Annotated in this window: 15 protein-coding genes; 7 read left to right on the forward strand and 8 right to left on the reverse strand. The window is 49.5% G+C overall.

All coding sequences use genetic code 11. From position 1 onward, the window contains the following. Nucleotides 1–3 precede the first annotated feature (3 nt). The 6 genes from IPM52_14235 (at nt 4) to IPM52_14260 (ending at nt 11,647) form a co-directional block, all read left to right on the forward strand. Nucleotides 4–1,149 (forward strand): SpoIIE family protein phosphatase, encoded by a 1,146-nt coding sequence (locus tag IPM52_14235; protein MBK9292763.1) that lies wholly within the window; start codon nt 4–6, stop codon nt 1,147–1,149. Between the two features lie 450 nt (nt 1,150–1,599). Next, nucleotides 1,600–2,019 carry a helix-turn-helix domain-containing protein gene (locus tag IPM52_14240; GenBank protein ID MBK9292764.1) on the forward strand — a complete coding sequence of 140 codons (420 nt, stop codon included), beginning with the start codon at nt 1,600–1,602 and terminating at the stop codon, nt 2,017–2,019. Further along, nucleotides 1,976–2,185, forward strand: a complete 210-nt coding sequence (locus IPM52_14245) for a winged helix-turn-helix domain-containing protein (GenBank protein MBK9292765.1) — start codon at nt 1,976–1,978, stop codon at nt 2,183–2,185. Before IPM52_14240 ends, IPM52_14245 begins: the two co-directional genes overlap by 44 nt. Further along, the gene (locus IPM52_14250; protein MBK9292766.1) at nt 2,119–2,640 is read left to right on the forward strand and encodes an IS630 family transposase; all 522 of its coding nucleotides are present in this window, start codon (nt 2,119–2,121) and stop codon (nt 2,638–2,640) included. The genes IPM52_14245 and IPM52_14250 overlap by 67 nt, the downstream gene beginning before the upstream one ends. 615 nt (nt 2,641–3,255) lie before the next feature. Continuing rightward, nucleotides 3,256–10,701: a hypothetical protein gene (locus IPM52_14255; GenBank protein ID MBK9292767.1), complete on the forward strand. Its 7,446-nt coding sequence runs from the start codon at nt 3,256–3,258 to the stop codon at nt 10,699–10,701. Between the two features lie 442 nt (nt 10,702–11,143). Continuing rightward, nucleotides 11,144–11,647 (forward strand): transposase, encoded by a 504-nt coding sequence (locus IPM52_14260; protein MBK9292768.1) that lies wholly within the window; start codon nt 11,144–11,146, stop codon nt 11,645–11,647. A 731-nt stretch (nt 11,648–12,378) separates the two neighbouring features. Here IPM52_14260 and IPM52_14265 read toward each other — a convergent pair. The 3 genes from IPM52_14265 to IPM52_14275 all read right to left on the reverse strand — a co-directional run bounded on the left by IPM52_14265 (nt 12,379) and on the right by IPM52_14275 (nt 17,142). Beyond that, nucleotides 12,379–13,785, reverse strand: coding sequence for a T9SS type A sorting domain-containing protein (locus IPM52_14265; protein ID MBK9292769.1), 1,407 nt, complete (start codon nt 13,783–13,785; stop codon nt 12,379–12,381). A 112-nt stretch (nt 13,786–13,897) separates the two neighbouring features. Further along, nucleotides 13,898–16,177 carry a sodium-translocating pyrophosphatase gene (locus IPM52_14270; GenBank protein MBK9292770.1) on the reverse strand — a complete coding sequence of 760 codons (2,280 nt, stop codon included), beginning with the start codon at nt 16,175–16,177 and terminating at the stop codon, nt 13,898–13,900. A gap of 290 nt (nt 16,178–16,467) precedes the next feature. After that, nucleotides 16,468–17,142 (reverse strand): zinc metallopeptidase, encoded by a 675-nt coding sequence (locus IPM52_14275; GenBank protein MBK9292771.1) that lies wholly within the window; start codon nt 17,140–17,142, stop codon nt 16,468–16,470. Between the two features lie 217 nt (nt 17,143–17,359). Here IPM52_14275 and IPM52_14280 point away from each other — a divergent pair, with 217 nt between their 5' ends. After that, complete coding sequence (locus IPM52_14280) at nt 17,360–18,223, forward strand: YitT family protein (protein ID MBK9292772.1); 864 nt, start codon at nt 17,360–17,362, stop codon at nt 18,221–18,223. Nucleotides 18,224–18,281: 58 nt separating this feature from the next. On the opposite strand, the gene IPM52_14285 is transcribed toward IPM52_14280, so the two are convergent. The 5 genes from IPM52_14285 to IPM52_14305 form a co-directional block, all read right to left on the reverse strand. Next, nucleotides 18,282–19,169, reverse strand: a complete 888-nt coding sequence (locus IPM52_14285; GenBank protein MBK9292773.1) for a DMT family transporter — start codon at nt 19,167–19,169, stop codon at nt 18,282–18,284. Between the two features lie 92 nt (nt 19,170–19,261). Further along, nucleotides 19,262–21,388: a T9SS type A sorting domain-containing protein gene (locus IPM52_14290; protein ID MBK9292774.1), complete on the reverse strand. Its 2,127-nt coding sequence runs from the start codon at nt 21,386–21,388 to the stop codon at nt 19,262–19,264. A gap of 104 nt (nt 21,389–21,492) precedes the next feature. Beyond that, nucleotides 21,493–21,639, reverse strand: coding sequence for a hypothetical protein (locus IPM52_14295; protein MBK9292775.1), 147 nt, complete (start codon nt 21,637–21,639; stop codon nt 21,493–21,495). 22 nt (nt 21,640–21,661) lie between these two features. Then, nucleotides 21,662–21,946, reverse strand: a complete 285-nt coding sequence (locus tag IPM52_14300) for a hypothetical protein (protein ID MBK9292776.1) — start codon at nt 21,944–21,946, stop codon at nt 21,662–21,664. 57 nt (nt 21,947–22,003) lie between these two features. Beyond that, nucleotides 22,004–22,453 carry a cytochrome B gene (locus IPM52_14305; GenBank protein MBK9292777.1) on the reverse strand — a complete coding sequence of 150 codons (450 nt, stop codon included), beginning with the start codon at nt 22,451–22,453 and terminating at the stop codon, nt 22,004–22,006. Nucleotides 22,454–22,532: the final 79 nt, after the last annotated feature.

The following is a 22,532-nucleotide window of genomic DNA, read 5'->3' on the forward strand; positions in this document are numbered from 1 at the left end:
TTGATGTATATACACACAGATACCTTTGTGGCGCAAAGCGCCAAAAAGCCCGGTGACCCTTGTGGTGATGCATGGGGTGTTTATCGCGATGCACTTGCTACTACCATATTTCTAGCCGACGGTCTAGGATCAGGCATTCGGGCGCACATTGCCGCCACCATGTGTGTGGCCAGGCTCACCGAACATATCCGGTCGGGCAGCAGCATACGCGAGGCTTTCGATGCCGTTTCGGGCACCATGGACAAAGCCTGGGGGTCAGGTGAGCCTTTTGCGGTGTTTACCATTGCAAGGCTGCTCAACAACGGGCAAGCCACTGTATTGTGCTACGAAATGCCTTCGCCGCTGCTCATCTCACGGACGTTCACGCAATTGCCTGATTATCGGATATATACCCGCAACAAGGCCTTGGTTTATGAAGCCAGCTTCAAGGTGGACAAAGACGAAGGTTTGTTGCTCATGAGCGATGGGGTAACACAGGCTGGCATCGGAAAGCACTATCCCGAGGGATGGGACATATCAGGGGTGAGGCGTTTTGTTCAGGGGATGCTGCCGGTGGAAAAGATTGACGGACAACTGATTGCAGATCGGATACATTCGCAGGCCAGGCAATTGTGGCCGGCAGGAAAAGGAGACGACATTACCGTGCTGTTTGCATTGAATCGCAGGGGTATTGTTGTCAACCTGCTGAGCGGCCCGCCTTCCGATCGTGCCCTGGACGAACAGGTAGTTACGCAATTTGCCGAAAGTCAGGGAATTCATATCATCAGCGGCGGATCGACGGCAAAAATGGTGGGGCGTATCATGGGCCGCCCGCTGGAGATTGCACCAAACGAAAGTGTGATTACCCCGCCAAGCTATCTCATCGAGGGTTTTGAGCTGGTTACCGAAGGCATGGTCACCCTGAATCAGGCCTTTCACCTGCTCGACGAACCAATGGAAAAATATCCGCTCGGATCGCCTGCCTCCGATCTGGCTTATTTTCTTAAAATGGCCGACAAAGTGAACATTTGGCTGGGTAATGCCGAAAACATGGGCGACGACGATATCGAGTTTCGTCAGCAGGGGCTTTATCCACGCCCTAAGATTGTGCCCGCCCTGTGCGAGAAGCTGCGCCAGCAGGGGAAGCTGGTGGTGTTGCAAGCATACTGAAAATCAAACGGAACAATTATGTTTGGTGATTTTCATAGGCTTTCGATAGATTATGTCAATTAAAAAACAGTTATTATAGACAACATGGTCTATTGATGCTTTGTTTCAGAGAGGAATCTCGAGTTTCCATTCGTTAAAGGGTTCGTTGTACGTGGCCTGCAAGATTAACTCACTTGCTTAATTTTATTTACAAAACCTTTATATTCCTGTTTTTAAGATAAAGCTCTTTACTACTGCAAGGATGAGATTTGGCTTTTAAGCTCAATTCTGTTAATATAAAAGTGAAATTCAGTAAAGAAATACCAAAATGAATTTTATATTTTTATTTTTCTCTTGCAAAATGACTTTGAATAACATATCTTTATAGCTCAAACCTGAACTGAAGAGTTCATAATACACACTTATTACCTCGGCGGTTAAATATATAAAATAATTGTGTATTTTTGTCGTATGGAACGAATAGATTTTAGAAAACTACCTGACCCAGCGCTAAAGGAGATGCGCAGGTCAGCGATACGAATGTTGAAAAGTGGCAAGAAACAAGTTGAAGTTGCAAAGATGCTTGGATGCAGTGGCCGGACAGTTCACCTTTGGTGGAAATCCTATAAAGAAGAAGGGGTTTCAGCAATCAATCCTAAGACCAGGGGCAGAAAGCAAGGCGAAATGCGCCGTTTGGACAAGTTGCAAGAGAAAGCCACTAAAAGCATGCTCATAGACAAGCATCCTGAACAGCTTAAGCTGCCTTATGCCTTATGGACACGCCATGCAGTTGCCCAGCTGATCCAAATGCAATTTGGGATTTTACTACCCATACGCACAGTAGGCGATTACCTCAAGCGATGGGGGGTTTACACCCCAGAAGCCTGTTAAAAGGTCGTACGAGCAACAACCTGAACAGGTTAAGAGGTGGCTTGAGGAGGTTTACCCTGCCATAAAGGAAAAGGCAAAAGAACATGAAGCCGACATTATGTGGTGCGACGAAACCGGTTTTCGAGTGAGGATAACAGGGGCAGGGGGTATTCGCCCAAAGGGGTAACACCTGTGAGAAATGTAACGGGCAAACGCTTTAGCACCAGTATGGTTTCGGCCATTGACAACCAAGGCAAGATACGTTGGATGGTCTATAAAGGGGCAATGAACATAGACATTTTCCTCACTTTTTTGAAACGGCTTGTGCGCGATGCGCCCCGTAAGGTTTTCCTGATTGTGGATAATTTGAAAGTACATCACTCTAAACGGGTTTCAGCCTGGTTGGAAGAAAACAGACTGCTTATAGAGCTGTACTTCTTGCCAGCTTACAGCCCCGAACTGAACCCTGATGAATATGTGAACAATGATGTGAAGAACAAGATAAGGAGCAAGCCTGCACCACGTAGCCAGAGTGAACTTGAAGGCTATGTGAGGACATACATGCGAAAGCTTTACCACAACAAGAAGAAAGTCAAAAGCTTTTTTGAGCACGAAAAAGTAAACTACGCTAAAGCCTGTTAATTGATATGTTTATTTGCCGGAGTAATAACAAAAGTTTCCCGAACAGATATTTATAAAGCCAAAATCAGATGCAAATGCAATCTCTTTATTATTGGCCGTTTCGACTTTTCGAAGTGGGCTCAAGATTTTTGTTCGAAAAAGCAAACGAAAACTCAATGATTAGAAACCTAAATTTAGTATTATGAAAAAAATCCGCTACAATTTCTTGTCTTTCTCTCAGGAGCAAACCAATGGGGAAAAGAACTTACTTGTCAGAGGACCATAAATCCACGTTTCATCCTGCCTGAAAGGCATTACTTACTGCCAAACTGTGTCAACAACAAAAGATTGTTTGAAAGTATTGTTTACTGTGATTCAACCTTCAATACCCAGCTCGAAATTGTCAAATTTTGAAAACAACCAGATTTATTGTCTTAGAATACCACTAAAAGGAAGAAAAACAAGGCGTATTCATATTTGAAAAGTCTGATAATGGGTTTAAAAAGCTTTCATTTATATGAATTTCATTACAAAAGCTCTTCGATTAGTAACGCAAAAATGACTGATCAGATTTCATAAGTAATGCATGTTACGATGTTTCCAAAGTTGTTTAAAAATCAATAATTAGAAGTAGTTATGAAAAACATCAATGCTATAAAGTACAAAAACAGTAGATTGACTATTGTTGTGCTGCTTTCGCTTTGTCTGGCAATCAATCTTGATAATGTTTACGGACAAGCTGCTTTGCTCACTTACACAACCAGCGACCCAGTTGCTCAAGGTGATGACACCTATACAAATAGGAGCATCACATCTGTTTTTCCGCATGGAGTGGACTTCGGATCAAATACATACACAAGTATTTACATTGGATCTAACGGATACATTACTTTCGGTCAGGGTTACAATTCATATGCACCTACCGGCATCGCAGGATTTAACCGGGGTTTTCCTATCGTAGCCGCACAATTCGATGATCTTAACCCTAACAATGGAGGAAATATATACTACGACCAAAATACAACCGGGAATTACGTTGTGGCAACCTATGTTGCAGTGAGGCCGTACAACTCGAATGTGGGGTATGGTAATGCATCAACAGGTACTACTTTCCAGATTGTATTAAGAAGACCTGCTGGCTACAGTTCAACAAATCGTTCGTTTCAGATAGAACTCCGATACAACAATATTGGTTGGCACAGATCAGGAAATATCAGTGCCTGGCCCACTGCAGGCTGGTCAACGGGCAATCAAACCTCTTATGCTGAATTGCCCTATTCAGGAACATCCAACTTTCATCTAAATCAACAAAATTCTTACATAGGAATTACAGGTGTATGGCGTTGGGATGTAACAGGTGGTCAGGTTCTTGCACCACCAACTGTTAATCAGACTACAGCTCCATACAACATTACTTCAACAAGTGCCGTATCCGGAGGAAATGTGAGTTCAGATGGAGGAGCGTCTGTTTCTGTTAGAGGTGTGGTTTGGAGCACATCCACCATGCCGTCACTGAGTAGTCATCCGGGTGGAGGCTACTCAACTGACGGGGGTACAGGTGTGGGTACGTTTACAAGCAATATTGCTGGTCTTTCATCCAATACGACATATTATGTACGTGCCTATGCTACCAACAGCGAGGGTACCGGCTACGGGCCGCAGCAACAATTCACCACCCTGAGCGCTCCCTCCAACCCTACGGGTATCACAGCCACTAACAATCCAATTTGCAACGGAGGAAGCACACAGCTTACGGCTCAGGGTGCCCAGGGTACAGTATATTGGTATACCGGAAGCTGTGGCGGTTCTTTTGTAGCCACCGGAAATTCCATTACAGTAAGCCCAGCATCAACCACTACCTATTATGCCCGGAATTACAACAATAATCAATTTAGTCCCGGCTGCGCCAGTATTGTCATTACAGTCAGGCCCGATTTCACCCCGGGTGCCATAGCCACTGCCGGCGAGACCATCTGCTATGGCGGCACCCCGTCCACCATCGGCAGTGCAAGCGATGCATCGGGTGGTGACGGGAACATCACCTACAGCTGGCGGAGCTCTTCGGACAATTTCACGGCCAGCATCACCGGGGCTAATTCGTCAAGCTATACGCCACCTGCCGGCCTGACCAGCACCACCACCTACCGCAGGTACGCCAACGATGGCACCTGCAACACTGTTCCTGAGCAATCCACAGGCGAGTGGACGGTGACAGTCAGGCCCGATTTCACCCCGGGCGCCATAGCCACTGCCGGCGAGACCATCTGCTATGGCGGCACCCCGTCCACCATTGGCAGTGCAAGCGCAGCATCGGGAGGCGATGGGAACATCACCTACAGCTGGCGGAGCTCTTCGGACAATTTCACAGCCAGCATCACTGGAGCCACCTCGTCAAGCTATACGCCACCTGCCGGTCTGACCAACACCACCACCTACCGCAGATATGCTAACGATGGCACCTGCAACACTGTTCCTGAGCAATCCACAGGAGAGTGGACGGTGACAGTCAGGCCCGATTTCACCCCGGGCGCCATAGCCACTGCCGGCGAGACCATCTGCTATGGCGGCACCCCGTCCACCATAGGCAGTGTAAGCGCAGCATCGGGAGGCGATGGGAACATCACCTACAGCTGGCGGAGCTCTTCGGACAACTTCACGGCCAGCATCACCGGGGCTAATTCGTCAAGCTACACGCCACCTGCCGGCCTGACCAGCACCACTACCTACCGCAGATACGCCAACGATGGCACCTGCAACACTGCTCCTGAGCAATCCACAGGTGAGTGGACGGTGACAGTCAGGCCCGATTTCACCCCGGGCGCCATAGCCACTGCCGGCGAGACCATCTGCTATGGCGGCACCCCGTCCACCATAGGCAGTGTAAGCGCAGCATCGGGAGGCGATGGGAACATCACCTACAGCTGGCGGAGCTCTTCGGACAATTTCACGGCCAGCATCACCGGGGCTAATTCGTCAAGCTACACGCCACCTGCCGGCCTGACCAGCACCACTACCTACCGCAGATACGCCAACGATGGCACCTGCAACACTGCTCCTGAGCAATCCACAGGAGAGTGGACGGTGACAGTCAGGCCCGATTTCACCCCGGGCGCCATAGCCACTGCCGGCGAGACCATCTGCTATGGCGGCACCCCGTCCACCATAGGCAGTGTAAGCGCAGCATCGGGAGGCGATGGGAACATCACCTACAGCTGGCGGAGCTCTTCGGACAATTTCACGGCCAGCATCACCGGGGCTAATTCGTCAAGCTACACGCCACCTGCCGGCCTGACCAGCACGACCACCTACCGCAGATACGCCAACGATGGCACCTGCAACACTGCTCCTGAGCAATCCACAGGTGAGTGGACGGTGACAGTCAGGCCCGATTTCACCCCGGGCGCCATAGCCACTGCCGGCGAGACCATCTGCTATGGCGGCACCCCGTCCACCATAGGCAGTGTAAGCGCAGCATCGGGAGGCGATGGGAACATCACCTACAGCTGGCGGAGCTCTTCGGACAATTTCACGGCCAGCATCACCGGGGCTAATTCGTCAAGCTACACGCCACCTGCCGGCCTGACCAGCACGACCACCTACCGCAGATACGCCAACGATGGCACCTGCAACACTGCTCCTGAGCAATCCACAGGTGAGTGGACGGTGACAGTCAGGCCCGATTTCACCCCGGGCGCCATAGCCACTGCCGGCGAGACCATCTGCTATGGCGGCACCCCGTCCACCATAGGCAGTGTAAGCGCAGCATCGGGAGGCGATGGGAACATCACCTACAGCTGGCGGAGCTCTTCGGACAATTTCACGGCCAGCATCACCGGGGCTAATTCGTCAAGCTATACGCCACCTGCCGGCCTGACCAGCACCACCACCTACCGCAGATACGCCAACGATGGCACCTGCAACACTGCTCCTGAGCAATCCACAGGAGAGTGGACGGTGACAGTCAGGCCCGATTTCACCCCGGGCGCCATAGCCACTGCCGGCGAGACCATCTGCTATGGCGGCACCCCGTCCACCATAGGCAGTGTAAGCGCAGCATCGGGAGGCGATGGGAACATCACCTACAGCTGGCGGAGCTCTTCGGACAATTTCACGGCCAGCATCACCGGGGCTAATTCGTCAAGCTACACGCCACCTGCCGGCCTGACCAGCACGACCACCTACCGCAGATACGCCAACGATGGCACCTGCAACACTGCTCCTGAGCAATCCACAGGAGAGTGGACGGTGACAGTCAGGCCCGATTTCACCCCGGGCGCCATAGCCACTGCCGGCGAGACCATCTGCTATGGCGGCACCCCGTCCACCATAGGTAGTGTAAACCCTGCCTCGGGAGGCGATGGGAACATCACCTACAGCTGGCGAAGCTCTTCGGACAACTTCACGGCCAGCATCACCGGAGCCAACTCGTCAAGCTACACGCCACCTGCCGGCCTGACCAGCACGACCACCTACCGCAGATACGCCAACGATGGCACCTGCAACACTGCTCCTGAGCAATCCACAGGTGAGTGGACGGTGACAGTCAGGCCCGATTTCACCCCGGGCGCCATAGCCACTGCCGGCGAGACCATCTGCTATGGCGGCACCCCGTCCACCATAGGCAGTGTAAACCCTGCCTCGGGAGGCGATGGGAACATCACCTACAGCTGGCGGAGCTCTTCGGACAATTTTACAGCCAGTATCACCGGAGCCACTTCGTCAAGCTATACGCCACCTGCCGGTCTGACCAGCACCACAACCTACCGCAGATACGCCAATGATGGCACCTGCAACACTGTTCCTGAGCAATCCACAGGAGAGTGGACGGTGACAGTGGAGCCTACACCAGTTGCAGGAAACTTCATCAGCAATCCGATGGCATTTCTGACCCTTTGCGAGGCTACTCAGGTATCAGCCGTTCTCACAGGCAGCACTGGCGGTAATGGTATTGACCAGACAGAGTACCGTGTATTTTATCACACTTATTACACCGACTGGATGCCATACAACGGTCAGGTGCTGAGCATTCCTGGCGCATTGCACATCGAGATACGATCGCGAAGGCTGGCCAGCTATTGTAGTCCTTCGGCATGGGTTCATTCCGGCTGGAGTTTTGAGATGATGCCTGAGGCCGGCCTGCTGACAAAATATCCTGATGCGGTCAAAGTGTGCGAAGGCAGCCAGGTATGGGCTGACCTGAGCAATGCTTCAGGAGGCAACGGCAATGACGAGAAGCAGTACCGCAAGCTTTCGGGCAGTGGCTGGAGCAACTGGCAGCCTTATGAAGGCTTAGCCCTATCTACGAATGGTATCACAGCACTTGAGATCCGCAGTCGTCGCCTGGCCAGCTACTGTGCTTCTTCGAATTGGATTACTGTAGGCTGGGAAGTAGAGCCTACGCCCATGGCCGGCATGTTGCAACCATCGCCCGCACAGCCTGTGGTTTGCGAGACTACATCAGTATCGGCCACCTTGCTTTCTGGCACAGGCGGCAGCGGACTTGATGTTTCCGAATACCGCACACACAACGGCACAAGCTGGAGCAGCTGGATGCTATACACACCCGGCAGCCCCATTGCAGCCGCAGGCCTGAGCCATATTGAAATCAGAACATTCAGGCAGGGCGATGTATGCAGCAATTCGGGTTATAATACTGTTAGCTGGAATATTGAAAAGCAGGCCCAGCCGGGCGTCCTTGTCAGGCAGCCGGCAGTGGCTATGGTATGCGAGGGTAGCATGGTAAGCGCCACGCTTGTGCCCGGCAGCGGAGGCAATGGCACCGACGAGCTGCATTACCGCACCCGCACAGGCAATATCTGGACGTTATGGCAGCCCTATACTTCGGCAAGTAACATCAGCACATCAGGCGTTGCCGAGTTAGAGGTTCGCACCCGCAGGCTGTCCACCCAATGCACACCATCGGAGGAGTACATTGTAACATGGCTGGTCGAGCCCACGCCGATTGCTTTTGCAGGCAGCGACGCCACAATTTGTGCCAATGACACCTACACCATGACAGAAGCACAGGTGAGCAATGCCAGTGGCGTTTTGTGGACCAGCAGCGGCGATGGCACCTTCAGCAATACCGGTGCACTCAACCCCATTTATACACCCGGAACCAATGATAAACTCATCGGACTAGTAACGTTAACCCTTACCGCCAATACCAATGGATTGTGTCAGGTACAGTCGGTTATGCAGTTAAGCTTAAGTACACCAGTAACACCATCGGTAAGTATCACGGCCAACGAGCCTGTGGTATGTCAGGGTACGCCGGTAGCCTTTACAGCCGTGGCTGTGAATGGCGGCAGCAACCCTGTCTTCACCTGGAAGGTTAACGGGCAGGTAGCGGGAGGCAACACAGCGAACTTTGTTATCGTGCCGCAGCAGGGCGACGTGGTAAGCGTGCAGCTGTTGTCGGACCACGGATGCGTAACGCAGTCCACAGCCCTGAGCAATGCATTAACGGTGAATGTGGTGCCTATCAGTCTTCAGTTGCTGGCTATACCTGCTCAGGGCGGACAGGCTGTGTTTAGTGGTACGGTTGCACAAGGTAGCACAGTAACGTTGACGGCTATGGCCAATAGTGGATACACCTTCCAGGGCTGGTATGCACAGTCTGGTCAGCTGATGTCGGCAGATGCGATCTGGCAGGTGACCATAGTGGATTGTTTCACGAGCTACGAAGCCCGCTTCGGTTCGAATGCCAGTTTGGCCGGACGTTTGCGCTATTACAATCCGATCGAGTCGCAGGTGCCGTCATCGCAGTTTGTGGTTCAGTTGTACAAGTCAGGAGTTGCGGTTACCTCACCACAGAATATAGGTTATGCCGGCACATACTCATTCGACGGACTTGAGAGTGGAACGGACTACACCCTGAGGGTATGGGAGCAGCCTGGCAACAACCAGCTTGGCAGCACCTGGATGTGGAACAACTGGGGAGGTCTAACGGGTCTGGATGCATTGATTGTTGGGAAGATGGTACTTGAGGAACCTATGAGTGTTTATTTCCCATGGATACAACCGATAACTGCTGCGCCATACACGCCTTACTCAATTACGGTAGCCGATGTTAACAACAATGGAAGCTTGACTGCCAACGATGCCCTGATAATGATTATACGTGGTACGGATAACCCAAATATGGAGGTCTTTCCGGGCAACAGGCACAACTTTATCCTTTCTGGCGCCAGGGTTACCCATCCCAACGCCATGCTGTATCCACAGGCCCCCGAGCTGGTATTCCAGTCCTTTGGCACGTATGCAGCAACAACTCCGGCCGATATGGTTTACCACGAGGTGAATCCAGGGGTAATCAGCGAAGGTGACAACTACATGAACATTTACCTGACAGCCGCTGGCGACCTGAATGCCTCATACCTGCCAGGAACTCCACTGAAAACCTCAGCTACACTTGTGTACGTTCAATCTGTGAAAGCCGCACCTGGTGAGGAAGTGATGGTGCCTGTCTTTGTGGACAGAGATGTTGTGCTTGGCGCAGTAACCATTGGTTTGCGCTACAATATGGATATGCTGGACGTGGAGGAAGTGGTTGGTTTCGAAATCAGTTCGATTGATAAGGAAGATGGAACCATCAAGGTAGCCTGGTATGAGGTAATGGGCAGGGCTTTTTCGGCTGACCAGCCATTGCTTAGTTTGCGGGCCAGAATCAGGCAGCAGGTAGGAGCAGAGCTCCGCTATATGGAACTTTTACCTGTTACCGAGTTTGCTTCACCAGAGGCAAGCATTCTTAATGATGTTCATTTACGCACTTTGGCCATACAGCACGCCGAAGGTACATCCGACGCTGGAATTGCCCATTATGTGATGCCCAATCCATTCAGCGACAGGGCCAGAGTGTCCTTCACGCTGCCCAAAGCTGGCAGGGTAAGCCTTGTCATATTTAACCAATACGGACAGATGGTGCATCGGTTGGTTGATGCAGACCTGATGCCTGGCCAGCACAGCTACGAGCTAAGCCGTGGCGACATAGGCAACAGCGGCACGTATTACTACCAGCTGCACCACAACACAGGAGCAAAAGCCTCGCTATCAGGCGGTAAGATTGTTCTTGTGCGATAAAGCAACCGGTTGTTTTGTTACTATATGCTTGGCAGGGGAGGGGCGAAAGCTCCTCCCCTGTTTATTATTTTTCCTGACTTCCACAGATTTTTTTTATTTTTTGAATATATTATTGTAAGTAGTTGTATGTCTGTTTTTTAGAAATTGGGTGTTAGGGATTTTGGGTGTTAATTTGGTTTTTGTTATGATATTTGCGGGTGTTTGTCAGGAAGCTAAAGCATAAAAGCGGCTGGATCTATGTACAAGTAGTTGAGAAGCTCAACCGCAAGTATAAAGTTAGGAAGAGTTTTGGGGCTGCCACTGATGAGGATGCTTTAAAGGCTCTTGAAATACGGACTCAACTTAGAAAGAAGGGTTCAGGCTTTTAGTCAACTACTTCCATCAAAGAGCAGAAAAAGATAAATACAACCGAGAAAAGGGGCTTAAACGATTAGAAAAAGCAATCAAGACAGGCAGGCTTACAAAAGCAGCTATCAACAATCGAGGCTACAACAAATTCCTGGAAATAGATGGGCAAGTTCAAGTTCGCATTGATCAGCAAAAGATACAGCAAGACCAAAGATGGGATGGCTTAAAGGGATACTTGACCAATTCTACCCTGCCCAAAGAGGAAATACTTGAAAACTACAACCAACTGTGGCTAATTGAGCGTGCTTTCAGAATTGCTAAAACAGATCTGAAAATCAGACCAATCTTCCACTATAAGCAAAGAAGGATTGAAGCACACATCTGCCTGAATTTTGTGGCATATAAAGTTTTCAAAGAGCTTGAAAGACAGTTAAAAGAGAAATGTTCAGATCTCTCAGCAGAAAAAGTAATTGAAATCGCACAAAGCATTTACGAAATCGAAATTACCACCCCAAAACAAAAAGAAAAAATCAAGAAAATCCTACTGCTGACCGAAGAGCAAATGAAACTGGCCCAAATCTTTGATCTAGGGTGTTAATTTGCGGAAGTCAGTAAAAAAATTTTCTGGTTTTAATAACTGGCGCTGTTAAATCCAACAAGCAGGCTGAATCGGGCACCCTTTTTAGAAGTAACTACCGAAAAATTAATTGGGAAATTAAGATCTCCGGAGGAAATATTCATTCCCTAGGCTAAAGCTAAGCCCGTATCTGCGATGGAGATGTTTGGGCCTGCCCCGAATTCAAAACCACTGGTTGTTCGCAATCCAACTGCAAATGTAAGGCTGGGCAGCAGAAGACCCCGTTCCACCCCGCCAATGACCGGGATGAGTTCAACCACTCTTGTCGGTCAATTTTGCTATGGAAAAAAAGTTGCGCTCAAATTGCCATCCAAATTGGGCTAAGGTGGGATTTGCATTAATATCGTCCCTGTGTCAGTCGGCTGTCCTCCGGGTGATGAAGGTAACGCCATCACTTGGCCCCGACTATTGGGTCAATAGTAAATCATTATAACCATAAGATAGACAGCAGCTTAACATAGTGTTCTTTAAAACAACAAGCAAGTTAAATATGCAGTCAATTTGCGCTTTCGTGCAGGAGCTGTTGACCTAAATTAAAATAAATGAATAGCCCAGCGTTCTAATTAAAAACTTTTTAAATACAGCATCAAGGTTTGAACGTAACTCCTTTGTGTGATAAGCTATCAGATAGCAACCCCAATATTGGTGAGGCAATGCATTTTCTTGAGCTGTGGAGAGTCCTGATAAACCATTTATAACTTTATAAATCTTTCTGTTTGTACAGAATAACCATCACGAAGCACAAAGTGATAGATTCCCCCCTTCAATCCATTCAAGTAAATATCACTTTCACCAGTGATAATTTGTTGATATACTAATTGTCCATTTAAATCAAAAACTTTAAGCTCAAGTTTGCTTTCTTTTAAAGGTTTTATGTTGAGGGTTTGGTTGTTATTTGACCAACAACAGTTAGCGAGTTTGGTATCTATTTCTTTTTCGGGGAGATGGGTAAACGATTCCACGTTAATACGTGCTATTCTGCCTCTGCTTGTTCCGTTATAAGAAGTAAAATAGCCTCCTATCATCAATTTGTCGCTGCCATACGGTGCTACCTTAAAGATAAATGATGTAGGCCCTGTGCCATAATTAAATGTTTCATCAATTGTGCCATTGTTGTTCAGCATTGTCAGGTATTTCCGCGACAGTGGACTTGACGAACTAAAACGGCCCCCAACCGCTATTTTCCCATTAGGAAGGCTGACTACTGACTGAAGTTGATCGCTGAATGTGGGTGGTGTAAATAAAGGGTCAATTTGCCCATTGGGAAAAAGCCTTACAATATTACTTATAGTCTGACCATTGAAACTGTCAAAAAGACCTGCTGCAATTATCTTCCCATCACTTTGCAGACTAATGGAATTAATATGCTGATTGATGGCTTGTATTGCAGTTCCGGGATTGAAGGACGGGTCAGGTTGTCCATTTGACAATATTCTGGCAATACGACCGACGGGAATATTATTGAAATTATAGATATTTCCTCCGATCAACAGAGCACCATCATTTTGTAAAGCCATTGTATATACCAGACCATCTGGTCCTGCCATTGGATCAAAATTCGTTGCAAGTGAACCGTCGCTTCCGAGCTTTGCAATCCTGTTGCGCATAACACCGTTGAAGCTAGTGAAGCTACCACTTATGAAAATGTCTCCGTCAGGAGCGACCAATATACATCCTACGGAGCCGTTTGGTCCAGTTCCGGTGTTAAAGTTTCCATCGCGCGAACCATCAGCATTCAGGCGAAGAAGGTATTGGGCACTTGTTCCGTTAAAACTTGAAAAAGAACCACCAACGATAATTTTGCCGTTACTCTGAAGGGCAATGTCACCGATTGTTCCATTGAAACCCGATCCGGTATTGAAGGTTTCGTCCAAACTACCATTGGCATTAAGCCTGACAAGGTATTTGAGGTTCTGCCCGTTGAATTGAGTGAATTCGCCGGCCACAAGAATCTTGCCATCAGGCTGAACAACAATTCTTTTGACGTATTCGTTATTTGCGCCTGAACCAGGGTTGAAGCTCAAATCAAGTGTTCCTGGTTGTGCTGCGAGTGTCAGGGTTGCAAGCACTAAAACAAAGGTAGAAATGAAGGTTTTCATGGTTAATCTGGTTTGGTTTGTGCTTCAAATTGGAATAAGTACCCTCAAAGTTACAAGAAAAAAGCCGGAATCTGAATTTGTCCCGGCTTTGAAAAATGTTTTTCGAAAAAAATCATTCGATGAAACCTGTTGTCGCGACAGGCTTCTCTAATTTGGCTGGCGCTTCAGATTTGTATTTGAATTCCAGTGGTTTATCATTCTTTGGTTTTACAGGAGGTTCAGCAATGCTGGGTGCAATCACCAAAGCTACCACCGACATAAGCTTAATAAGGATATTGAGCGACGGGCCGCTGGTGTCCTTAAACGGGTCGCCAACCGTATCGCCCACTACGGTGGCTTTGTGCGAGGCGCTACCCTTGCCATGGGTGACGCCCTGGTGTTGCACTCCCTCTTCGATCATCTTTTTGGCGTTGTCCCAGGCTCCGCCGGCATTCGACTGATAAATGGCCAGGAGCACACCCGAGGCCATCACGCCCGCAAGCATGCCACCAAGCATCTGTGCGCCACCCAAAAAGCCCACAGCAGCCGGAGCAATCACTGCAAGCAGTCCCGGCAGGATCATTTCCTTGAGCGAAGCTTCGGTAGAGATTTCAACACACTTCTCGTATTGTGCCGCACGCTCGGCTTTTTGCATGATTTCGGCTTCCTCTTTGGTTACCTTATGCACGTCGCCGTTGTATTTGCGCAGCACTTCGAGTGCGTTGCGCAGCTCCGGAATTTCTTTAAACTGACGTCGCACCTCGTTGATCATTTTCTGGCCGGCACGACCTACTGCGCCCATGGCCATGGACGAGAACAGATAGGGGAGCATACCACCAATAAGCAGTCCGGCCATAATATGCGGTTGCGAAACGTCGATCACGGTGATGTTGGCCTGGGTCATGAAAGCCGCAAACAGGGCAAGTGCGGTCAGGGTGGCCGAGCCAATGGCAAAACCTTTGCCAATGGCAGCAGTGGTGTTGCCCACAGCGTCGAGCTTGTCGGTTTTCTGGCGCACATCTTTAGGCAATTCACTCATCTCGGCAATGCCACCGGCATTATCGGCAATGGGGCCATAGGCATCCACAGCCAGCTGTATGCCTGTGTTGGCAAGCATGGCCACCGCAGCAATGGCAATGCCATATAAACCGGCGAAGTGGTACGATAAAATGATAGCAACAGCCAACCCAAGTACCGGAATGGCTGTGGATTTCATCCCGAGTTCCAATCCTGCGATGATATTTGTTGCAGCGCCGGTATGGGATTGATCCACAATGGCTTTAACAGCTTTCTTGCCGGCGCCTGTGTAATATTCGGTAATTTTTCCGATTCCGATACCAATGCCAAGGCCCACCAGGGTGGCAATGAACACACCCATTGCGGTGTATTGGGTGTAAGTGCCGTCGTTGTGGATCAGCTTCCAGCTGTCGGGCAGGAAGAAGTTGATAAGGAAATAGGAAGCAATGACCATGACCACCGAGGAGATGAGCTCACCCCTGTTGAGTGCAGCCTGCGGGTCGCCTTTGGGGGTTATGCGTACAAAAAATGTGCCTGCCACACTTGTGAGTATGCCTACGGCTGCCAGAGCCATTGGCAGGAGCACCGGCCCCAGTTGGAAATAATTGCTCACTTCAGGCATGTTGACAAACACCACCCCCAGCACCATTGCGGCCAGGATGGAACCCACATACGATTCAAAAAGGTCGGCGCCCATGCCTGCCACGTCACCCACATTGTCACCCACATTGTCGGCGATGGTGGCCGGGTTCAGATAATGGTCTTCAGGAATTCCTGCTTCTACTTTTCCCACCAGGTCGGCCCCCACATCGGCGGCCTTGGTGTAGATGCCTCCGCCCACACGGGCAAACAGGGCAATGGAAGAGGCCCCCAGCGAAAAAGCTGATAAAACGTTCAGCACAACATCGAGCTTCCAGTCGACACCGATAAGGTTATTAAAGAGTAAAAAAAGCAGACTTAGTCCAAGAAGTCCGAGCGTAACCACTCCAATGCCCATCACGCTGCCTCCGGTGAATGCCACTTTGAGTGCATCGGAAAGCGAATTACGGGCGGCCTGCGTGGTGCGTACGTTGGCCTTGGTAGCCACGCGCATTCCGATGAATCCGGCAAAGCCCGAAAGCACTGCTCCGGTGATGAACGACAGCACCACAAATCCGTTGGAACCGGTCTCGTATGTGCCTTTCACGAAAAGCAACACCGACACCGATGCGACAAAAATGGCCAGTATCCGGTACTCCGCCTTCAGAAAGGCCATGGCCCCGCGAGCGATATAACCCGCAATCCGTTGCATTTTTTCGGTACCGGCATCCAGCGATTCTATCCATCTGGATTTGAGTAACATAAATACTATCCCCACGATGCCTGCCAGGGGAATAAACCAAACAATTTGATCCATAAGCTTGTGTGAAGTGGTTTAGTGTAGTGATTTGACCTGATTGGTAAAATTTGGGCGCAAAAATAGGGAATGAGCTTCAGCAAATTACATCAGCTTAATCTTTTTTAACGATAAAAAGTACGGCGAAAACGGTTGCGGCTAAAATGGAATTTCAATGCTTATTTTCTGCTTTGCCATCTGATTGAACGGCCAAGTGTATGCTTATTTGATTTTCGGAAGGAAAGAAAAACAAAAAAGCCCTGCAAGGATGCAAGGCTTTGTTAAGGCTTATCTTGTTGGTTTTGTTACGGTTACTCTCTTCTGCCCATGAAGATCATGATGTAGTAGAGCAGTGTGGCCAGCGATGCCAATGCGGCAACCACATAGGTGTAAGCTGCCCACTTGAGGGCGTCTTTGGCCTTGGGATAGGTTTCGTGGCTGGTGATGCCGCTCACATTGAGCCAGGCAAGTGCACGGCGGCTTGCATCCACCTCAACAGGAAGAGTGATGAAACTGAACAAGGTGGTGGTGGCAAACATCAGGATGCCAAAAAACAGCACTTGTGGAAATGTTTCGATAAGCAGGATGCCGGCCAGCAACACCCATTGCACCCATTGTGAAGCAAAGCTCACCACAGGCACGAGTTTGCTGCGCATGGTCAGCCAGGAATAGGCGGTGGCATGCTGTACGGCATGCCCGCATTCGTGCGCAGCCACGGCAGCTGCAGCCACCGAACGGCCGTGGTACACATCCGGACTCAGGTTGACAGTCTTATTCACAGGGTTGTAATGGTCGGTGAGCTGGCCCTCAACTGATACAACCTTGACATCGAAGATGCCGTTGTCGTGCAACATCTTCTGCGCGATTTCACGGCCGGTGAGGCCATAGTTGATGGGTATCTTGCTGAATTGGTTGAATTTCGACTTGAGCCTTGCTCCAACCAGCCAGCTCAGCAGCATAAAGAATCCAAAAATTATCCAGATCATAACTGTAAGGTTTTCGAAGTTTGGTGTTTTCAGGCATCAAAATTATTGCCAATCCGTGCTGCTTGTCAGTGTGCCTCTCAAAATTTCAGATTTTTAACAGCATTTGGCAACAAAAATACTTCCATTGCTGCCTGACGGCCTGTGCGGAATCTATTTCAAAAGAAGGCATTGCCGGCAGGGGCGAAAGCTTTAATTTTGGGCGCAATTGTCGTGGTACATGAGAAAACAGAAAACATCCATCTGGTCCGAAATCAAGGCATATGTGATCATTACAGCCGGACTTTTTGTCATGGCCCTTGGCTGGACGGCTTTCCTCATCCCGAACGATATCCTTGGCGGCGGGGTCACGGGTATTTCCACTTTGATCTATTGGTCCACCGGATTGCCTGTGGGTGTTTCGGTTGCCGTAATCAATGCCGTGCTGCTCATTTTTGCGCTTCGCATTCTCGGTCGTGGATTCGGTGTGAAGACCATTTATTCCATTGCCGTGCTTTCCGGATTTTTTGCCTTGCTTCAGTATTACATCCGCGAACCTTTTGTTACGGATAAGTTTCTGGCCAGCATAGTGGGTGCCGGCCTGGCGGGCTCGGCCATGGGGGTCATCTTTACCCAGGGCGGAAGCACAGGCGGCACCGACATCGTTGCCCTCATCATCAACAAATACAGAAATATCACACCCGGGAAAATCATTCTGGCCATCGACGTGGTGATCATCTCAAGTTCGTGGCTGATATTCAGGAGTATCGAGCCGCTTGTTTATGGGTTTGTGGTGATGAGTGTGGTAAGCTACACCATCGACCTGATCATCACAGGCAACAAGCAGTCGGTGCAGCTATTTATTTTCTCGAGACATCCCGAAGCAATCGCTTCGCGCATTGCCACTGAGCTGGGCAGGGGAGTAACGCTCATCAAGGGCAAAGGCTGGTACACCAAAACCGAAAACGATATCCTGATGATCATTGTCAGGCGTTCGGAATATCCGCAGGTTTTCCGCATTGTAAAGGAGGAAGACCGCGATGCTTTTGTGTCGCTCTCCACGGTGATGGGGGTGTACGGTCAGGGCTTCGACGCCATGAGGTAAGCTGGCGAACAAAAGTGCTGTTTATCCAAAGCCTTGATCCAAGCCGACAGCCTGACATCTACTGGCCGGGCTTTGGCTGAAACTGCGCCAGAAAAAGCCCTGCAAGCATCAGTGCACAGCCTGCAAGTGCTGCCGAATCCATCTTTTCGTTGAGTATCAGAAAACCTCCCAATACAGCGAAAAGGGCTTCAAGGCTCAGAATCAGGCCGGTATATTCGGGTTTTACATGTTGTTGTGCAGCCACCTGCAGGGTAAAGCCTATGCCTGCCGAAAATACGCCTGCATAAATCAGCGGCCACCAGGATTGCAGGAGCTGATCGGTGGCAAACGGTTCCAGCAACAGGCCTGGAACAAGGCTGAACAAACCGGCAAAGGTGAACTGCCAGAAAGCCAGTGTGATGGGATTATGAAAGGCTGATATCTTGCCCAGTATGATGATGTGCATGGCCCAGAATACTGCGCTGATCAGCACGAGCATATCACCCATTCTCAGGTTGAGCTCAGGTTCTTTTGTCAGTAAAAACAAGCCTGCAAGAACAACTGCAGTGCCCACCCAATACCTCAGGCCGGGGGTGTTGCCTTTGAGTAAGCCATAAAACGGAACCAATACGATGTAGAACGAAGTGATAAAACCTGCTTTCCCGGCTGTAGTGTACACAATGCCAACCTGTTGAAATGCTGAGCCCAGGAACAGCGCCACCGAAGCCATGAGGGCATGAAGTAGCAAAACAGGGTTGCGCCACCAGCTAACTGTATTTGCATTTTGCTTTCGCAAAACAACAAAAGGCAGCAAGGTTAGGGCGCCCAATAGAAACCGTAAGCCGTTGAAAGTGAGTGGCCCATGAAACTCCATGCCTTTGCGCTGCGCCACAAACGCCATGCCCCAGATGGCGGAGGTGAGCAACAAAAGCCATGGTGCCACGCGGGCTTTGAGCGGAGATTCCATGCGGGGCAAATATCCGGGTTTTTGGGATGGATTATAAAAAACAGGCTGCTTCGAAGGTGATGAAGCAGCCTGTTTGAATGAGTTAAGGTATGTTATTTCACAATAAGCCTTTCTGTTTGCACGAACGTAGGTGTTTGCATTCTGACCAGGTAAACGCCCGCAGGCATCTGGCTGATGTTGATTTGCTGCATGTGTTCGCCGGCGGCTTGTGTACGATGAGCTATCTGCTGAACCAGCTTGCCGCTCAGATCCAGAATCTGAATCTGCACATTGCTGCTTTCGCTCAGGTAATAGCGCAGGGTGATGTTGTCGTTGGCAGGGTTGGGATAAATGCCCGCCAGCGTGGTAAACTGTTCACCAATGCCCACATGCATACCTGTTTCAAAATTGTTAGAAGCTCCGGGGGTAATCACACCATAGTTGTTCTGTACGGCTTCGATGCTCAGTTCGTACCATGTATAGCTGTTCAGCAGCCCGGTGGGTGTCACGGTGATGGTGGTTTTCTCGTCGTTGATAGTAGCAGTAAAGGGGAAGTTGGGTCCGTTTTGCTGCTTGAGGGTGATGATGGCGGCCACATTGTCGTTGGTGATGGGGATGCCACCAATAAAAGCGATCGGCATATTGTAGTGAATATGCAGCTGGCTGTTTGTGGGAATGCCTGTGCTGCCGGCTACAGGATCGAAGCTCACAGTGGCAGCCACCTGGCTGGCGTCGAGGGTGTAGGCAGCCTGGAACACATATTTGTTGCTGTTGTCCTGCAGGAAAACTACTGCCACCAGGTCGTTCATTTCCTCAACAAATGTGCCCGCCATATTCTGGCTGATGTTGAAAGTGGCTGTCTGGCCGGCGGCAAAATTCTGGGTGGTGCCGCTGGCGTTGGGCCACATTTTCATCATCACATGCTTGAAGGAGGTTTCGCCATTCGAAGCCACGTTTCCGGTAGTCAGCTTTTCAACAATCACCACATGCATGGTTGCGTTGTTGAGGTTGACGTAAGGTGTAATCTGCACATTGGCGTTAAAGAAAGTGCCTTGAATTTCGTGGGTAGCTTCAATCTTTACGAAAGCCGGGTCGGCCATGCCTGCCTGGTAGGCTGTATTCACAGCAGCTGCACTTGTGGCCACATTTTTGCCTTCGACAAACAGCATAGGCACAGCATTCACTGCATAGTAAGTGCGGCGCACCCCGCCTTCAGCGGTGTAATAGGGGTCGCCACTGCCCGGCCAGTTCATCTGGTATTTGATTAGGGCAATGTTTTGTCCATTCTGATTCACAAAGGGATTGAAAATGCTGTTGTTGAATGAAGCACAAGGGGCACAGGTTGAACTTGTAAACTCTTCGAAAAGCGGACGCCTTTGCAGGCTTTGGGTGGCAACACCGATGTTTTTGGTGATCATGTCGTTGGCGGGATTGCCATCGGGTTGTTGTCCGTTTACATGCGAGATCCAGATTTTAAACACATGGTCGCCCGCAGGCGGATTGAGTGTCTGTTGTGCAGTGAAGTTGTGCGATTGTCCGGTAGCGATGTTCAGGCCTGCGACATCGGTGGTGAATACTTCTCCATCGTTGAGCGACCAGTTCACCTTATAGCTGGTAATGGGATCAAGGCCAAAGTTGATTACCGTGCCCTGTATGGTCTTCTCTCCAAAGAAATATGTGGGTATATTCTGTGAGGCCAGACCGCCATCCACCTGTGCGGGAACAAAGAGTTCGAAATCGTCGAACCACCAGTCGTCGATATTGTAGCTGTTGCCCGAGAAGAAAATTGAGAACTGAAAGGCATCACTGTTCACATCGCTGTTTTCAATGATAATCAGCCTTTCCTGGGCGGGGATATCTGCAGTAACGGTTTGTGTCCAAACGTTATTCCATGTGGCGGTGGCGTTGGCTCTGGTGCTCACGCCAATCTGGAAATTGGACGAATAGTGATCCACCTTGTGCTTTAAACGCAGCGCAACCTTGGTTTGGCCCGTCAAATTAATTGCGGGAGAGATCAGCCTCGTCAGGGTATTAAACTGCGGACTCCAGTTCAATCGTCCCTCCGGTGCAACGCCTCCGGCATTGGCCGTCTGCGAGATGCGCCAGTTGGTGTTCTGGCCGGATACAGTCCAGCCTGCTGGCGGGAAAGTACCGCTGCTGAAGTTCTCGGAGAGCATCACTTGTGCATGAGTCCCAATGGCCATCAGCAATGAAAAAATCAGCGTAAAGTTTTTTTTCATCTGTTCATTGTTTTGGTTAATTCTCTAAATCGATTTACCTGTGAAGCGAAACTAATATTTTTTACCTAATACGGCCCGAAATTTCGTGTGTAATAGATAAACTTTCAGTGCCTGAGCACGATAGCTGCAAACAATCCCGCAAGTATGAGATAAAGCAATACCACACCGTAGCGCTCAAGCTTCCTGAAATTTGAACGCTCGTCCCACGCGGAGTCGAAGCGCTTCATGATATTGCGCAGCGGATCTAACATGCTGCTATTCAATCATTTATGTTTATTGGTAAGGATCGGTCACAGGCAGCACGTAATACTCTCCGGTTCGTGGATCTTTGTAAAACTTTGCATGCCCGTTGATTGATTCAATGTTGGCATCCACGCGACCCTTAATGAATACAGTGTTTTCAACCTCGACTACCCCTTTTACCTCAAGAGCTTGATTTGTTGTTACTTGTGTGGGTTTGATCTGGGGCACCAGGCCTGCATTCTGAAGCACGAGCACCCAGATGCCGACTGCAATCAGCACCAGAACTGACCTGAGAAAACCGTAATGCTGTTCCATGAGATGTGGTGATAAAGGTTTGAAAAACAGGTGTAAAATTCGAAAGAATTTTTCACATTAAAACCATCCGCCACCCAATGCGGTTCGGAATGGCCAAGGAATTGCTGCCAATATGATGACGAAAGCAACCACAAACCAGGTGAACAAATATCTGGCTCTTTTTTGATGTGCTTCTTTCTTTTTTCCTTTCACCCATGCGATGGTAAGCAAAATGACCGCAATCAGCATCATGCTGATATGTTCAACAAGATAAAATCGCAGGAAGGTGCTTTTCATGGCTTCCGGGTCGAAATGTACCTTTGGGCTCAGGAAAAAGTAAAGTACCAGGCCGATCAATACCTGGATGTGGGCCACAATGACGGTAAACTTTCCAAATTGCAGCGTTTTAGGGCTGTAGCTTCCTCTAAATGCTTCGACGAAAAGGCGGTAGATTGTCAGGACGAAAAGAAGAATTAGAACCCAGCGGAGACCAGAATGGGTGTGCTCAAAAATACTGTACAATGACATATTTACTGTGTGTTGGAGTTTTGGCAAAAGTAACCAAAACCCCCAAAGTCGTGGAAAAGCAAAAGGGAGCCGCGTGGCT

The sequence above is a fragment of the Bacteroidota bacterium genome (assembly GCA_016715945.1).
Classification (GTDB): Bacteria; Bacteroidota; Bacteroidia; order Bacteroidales; family F082; genus JALNZU01.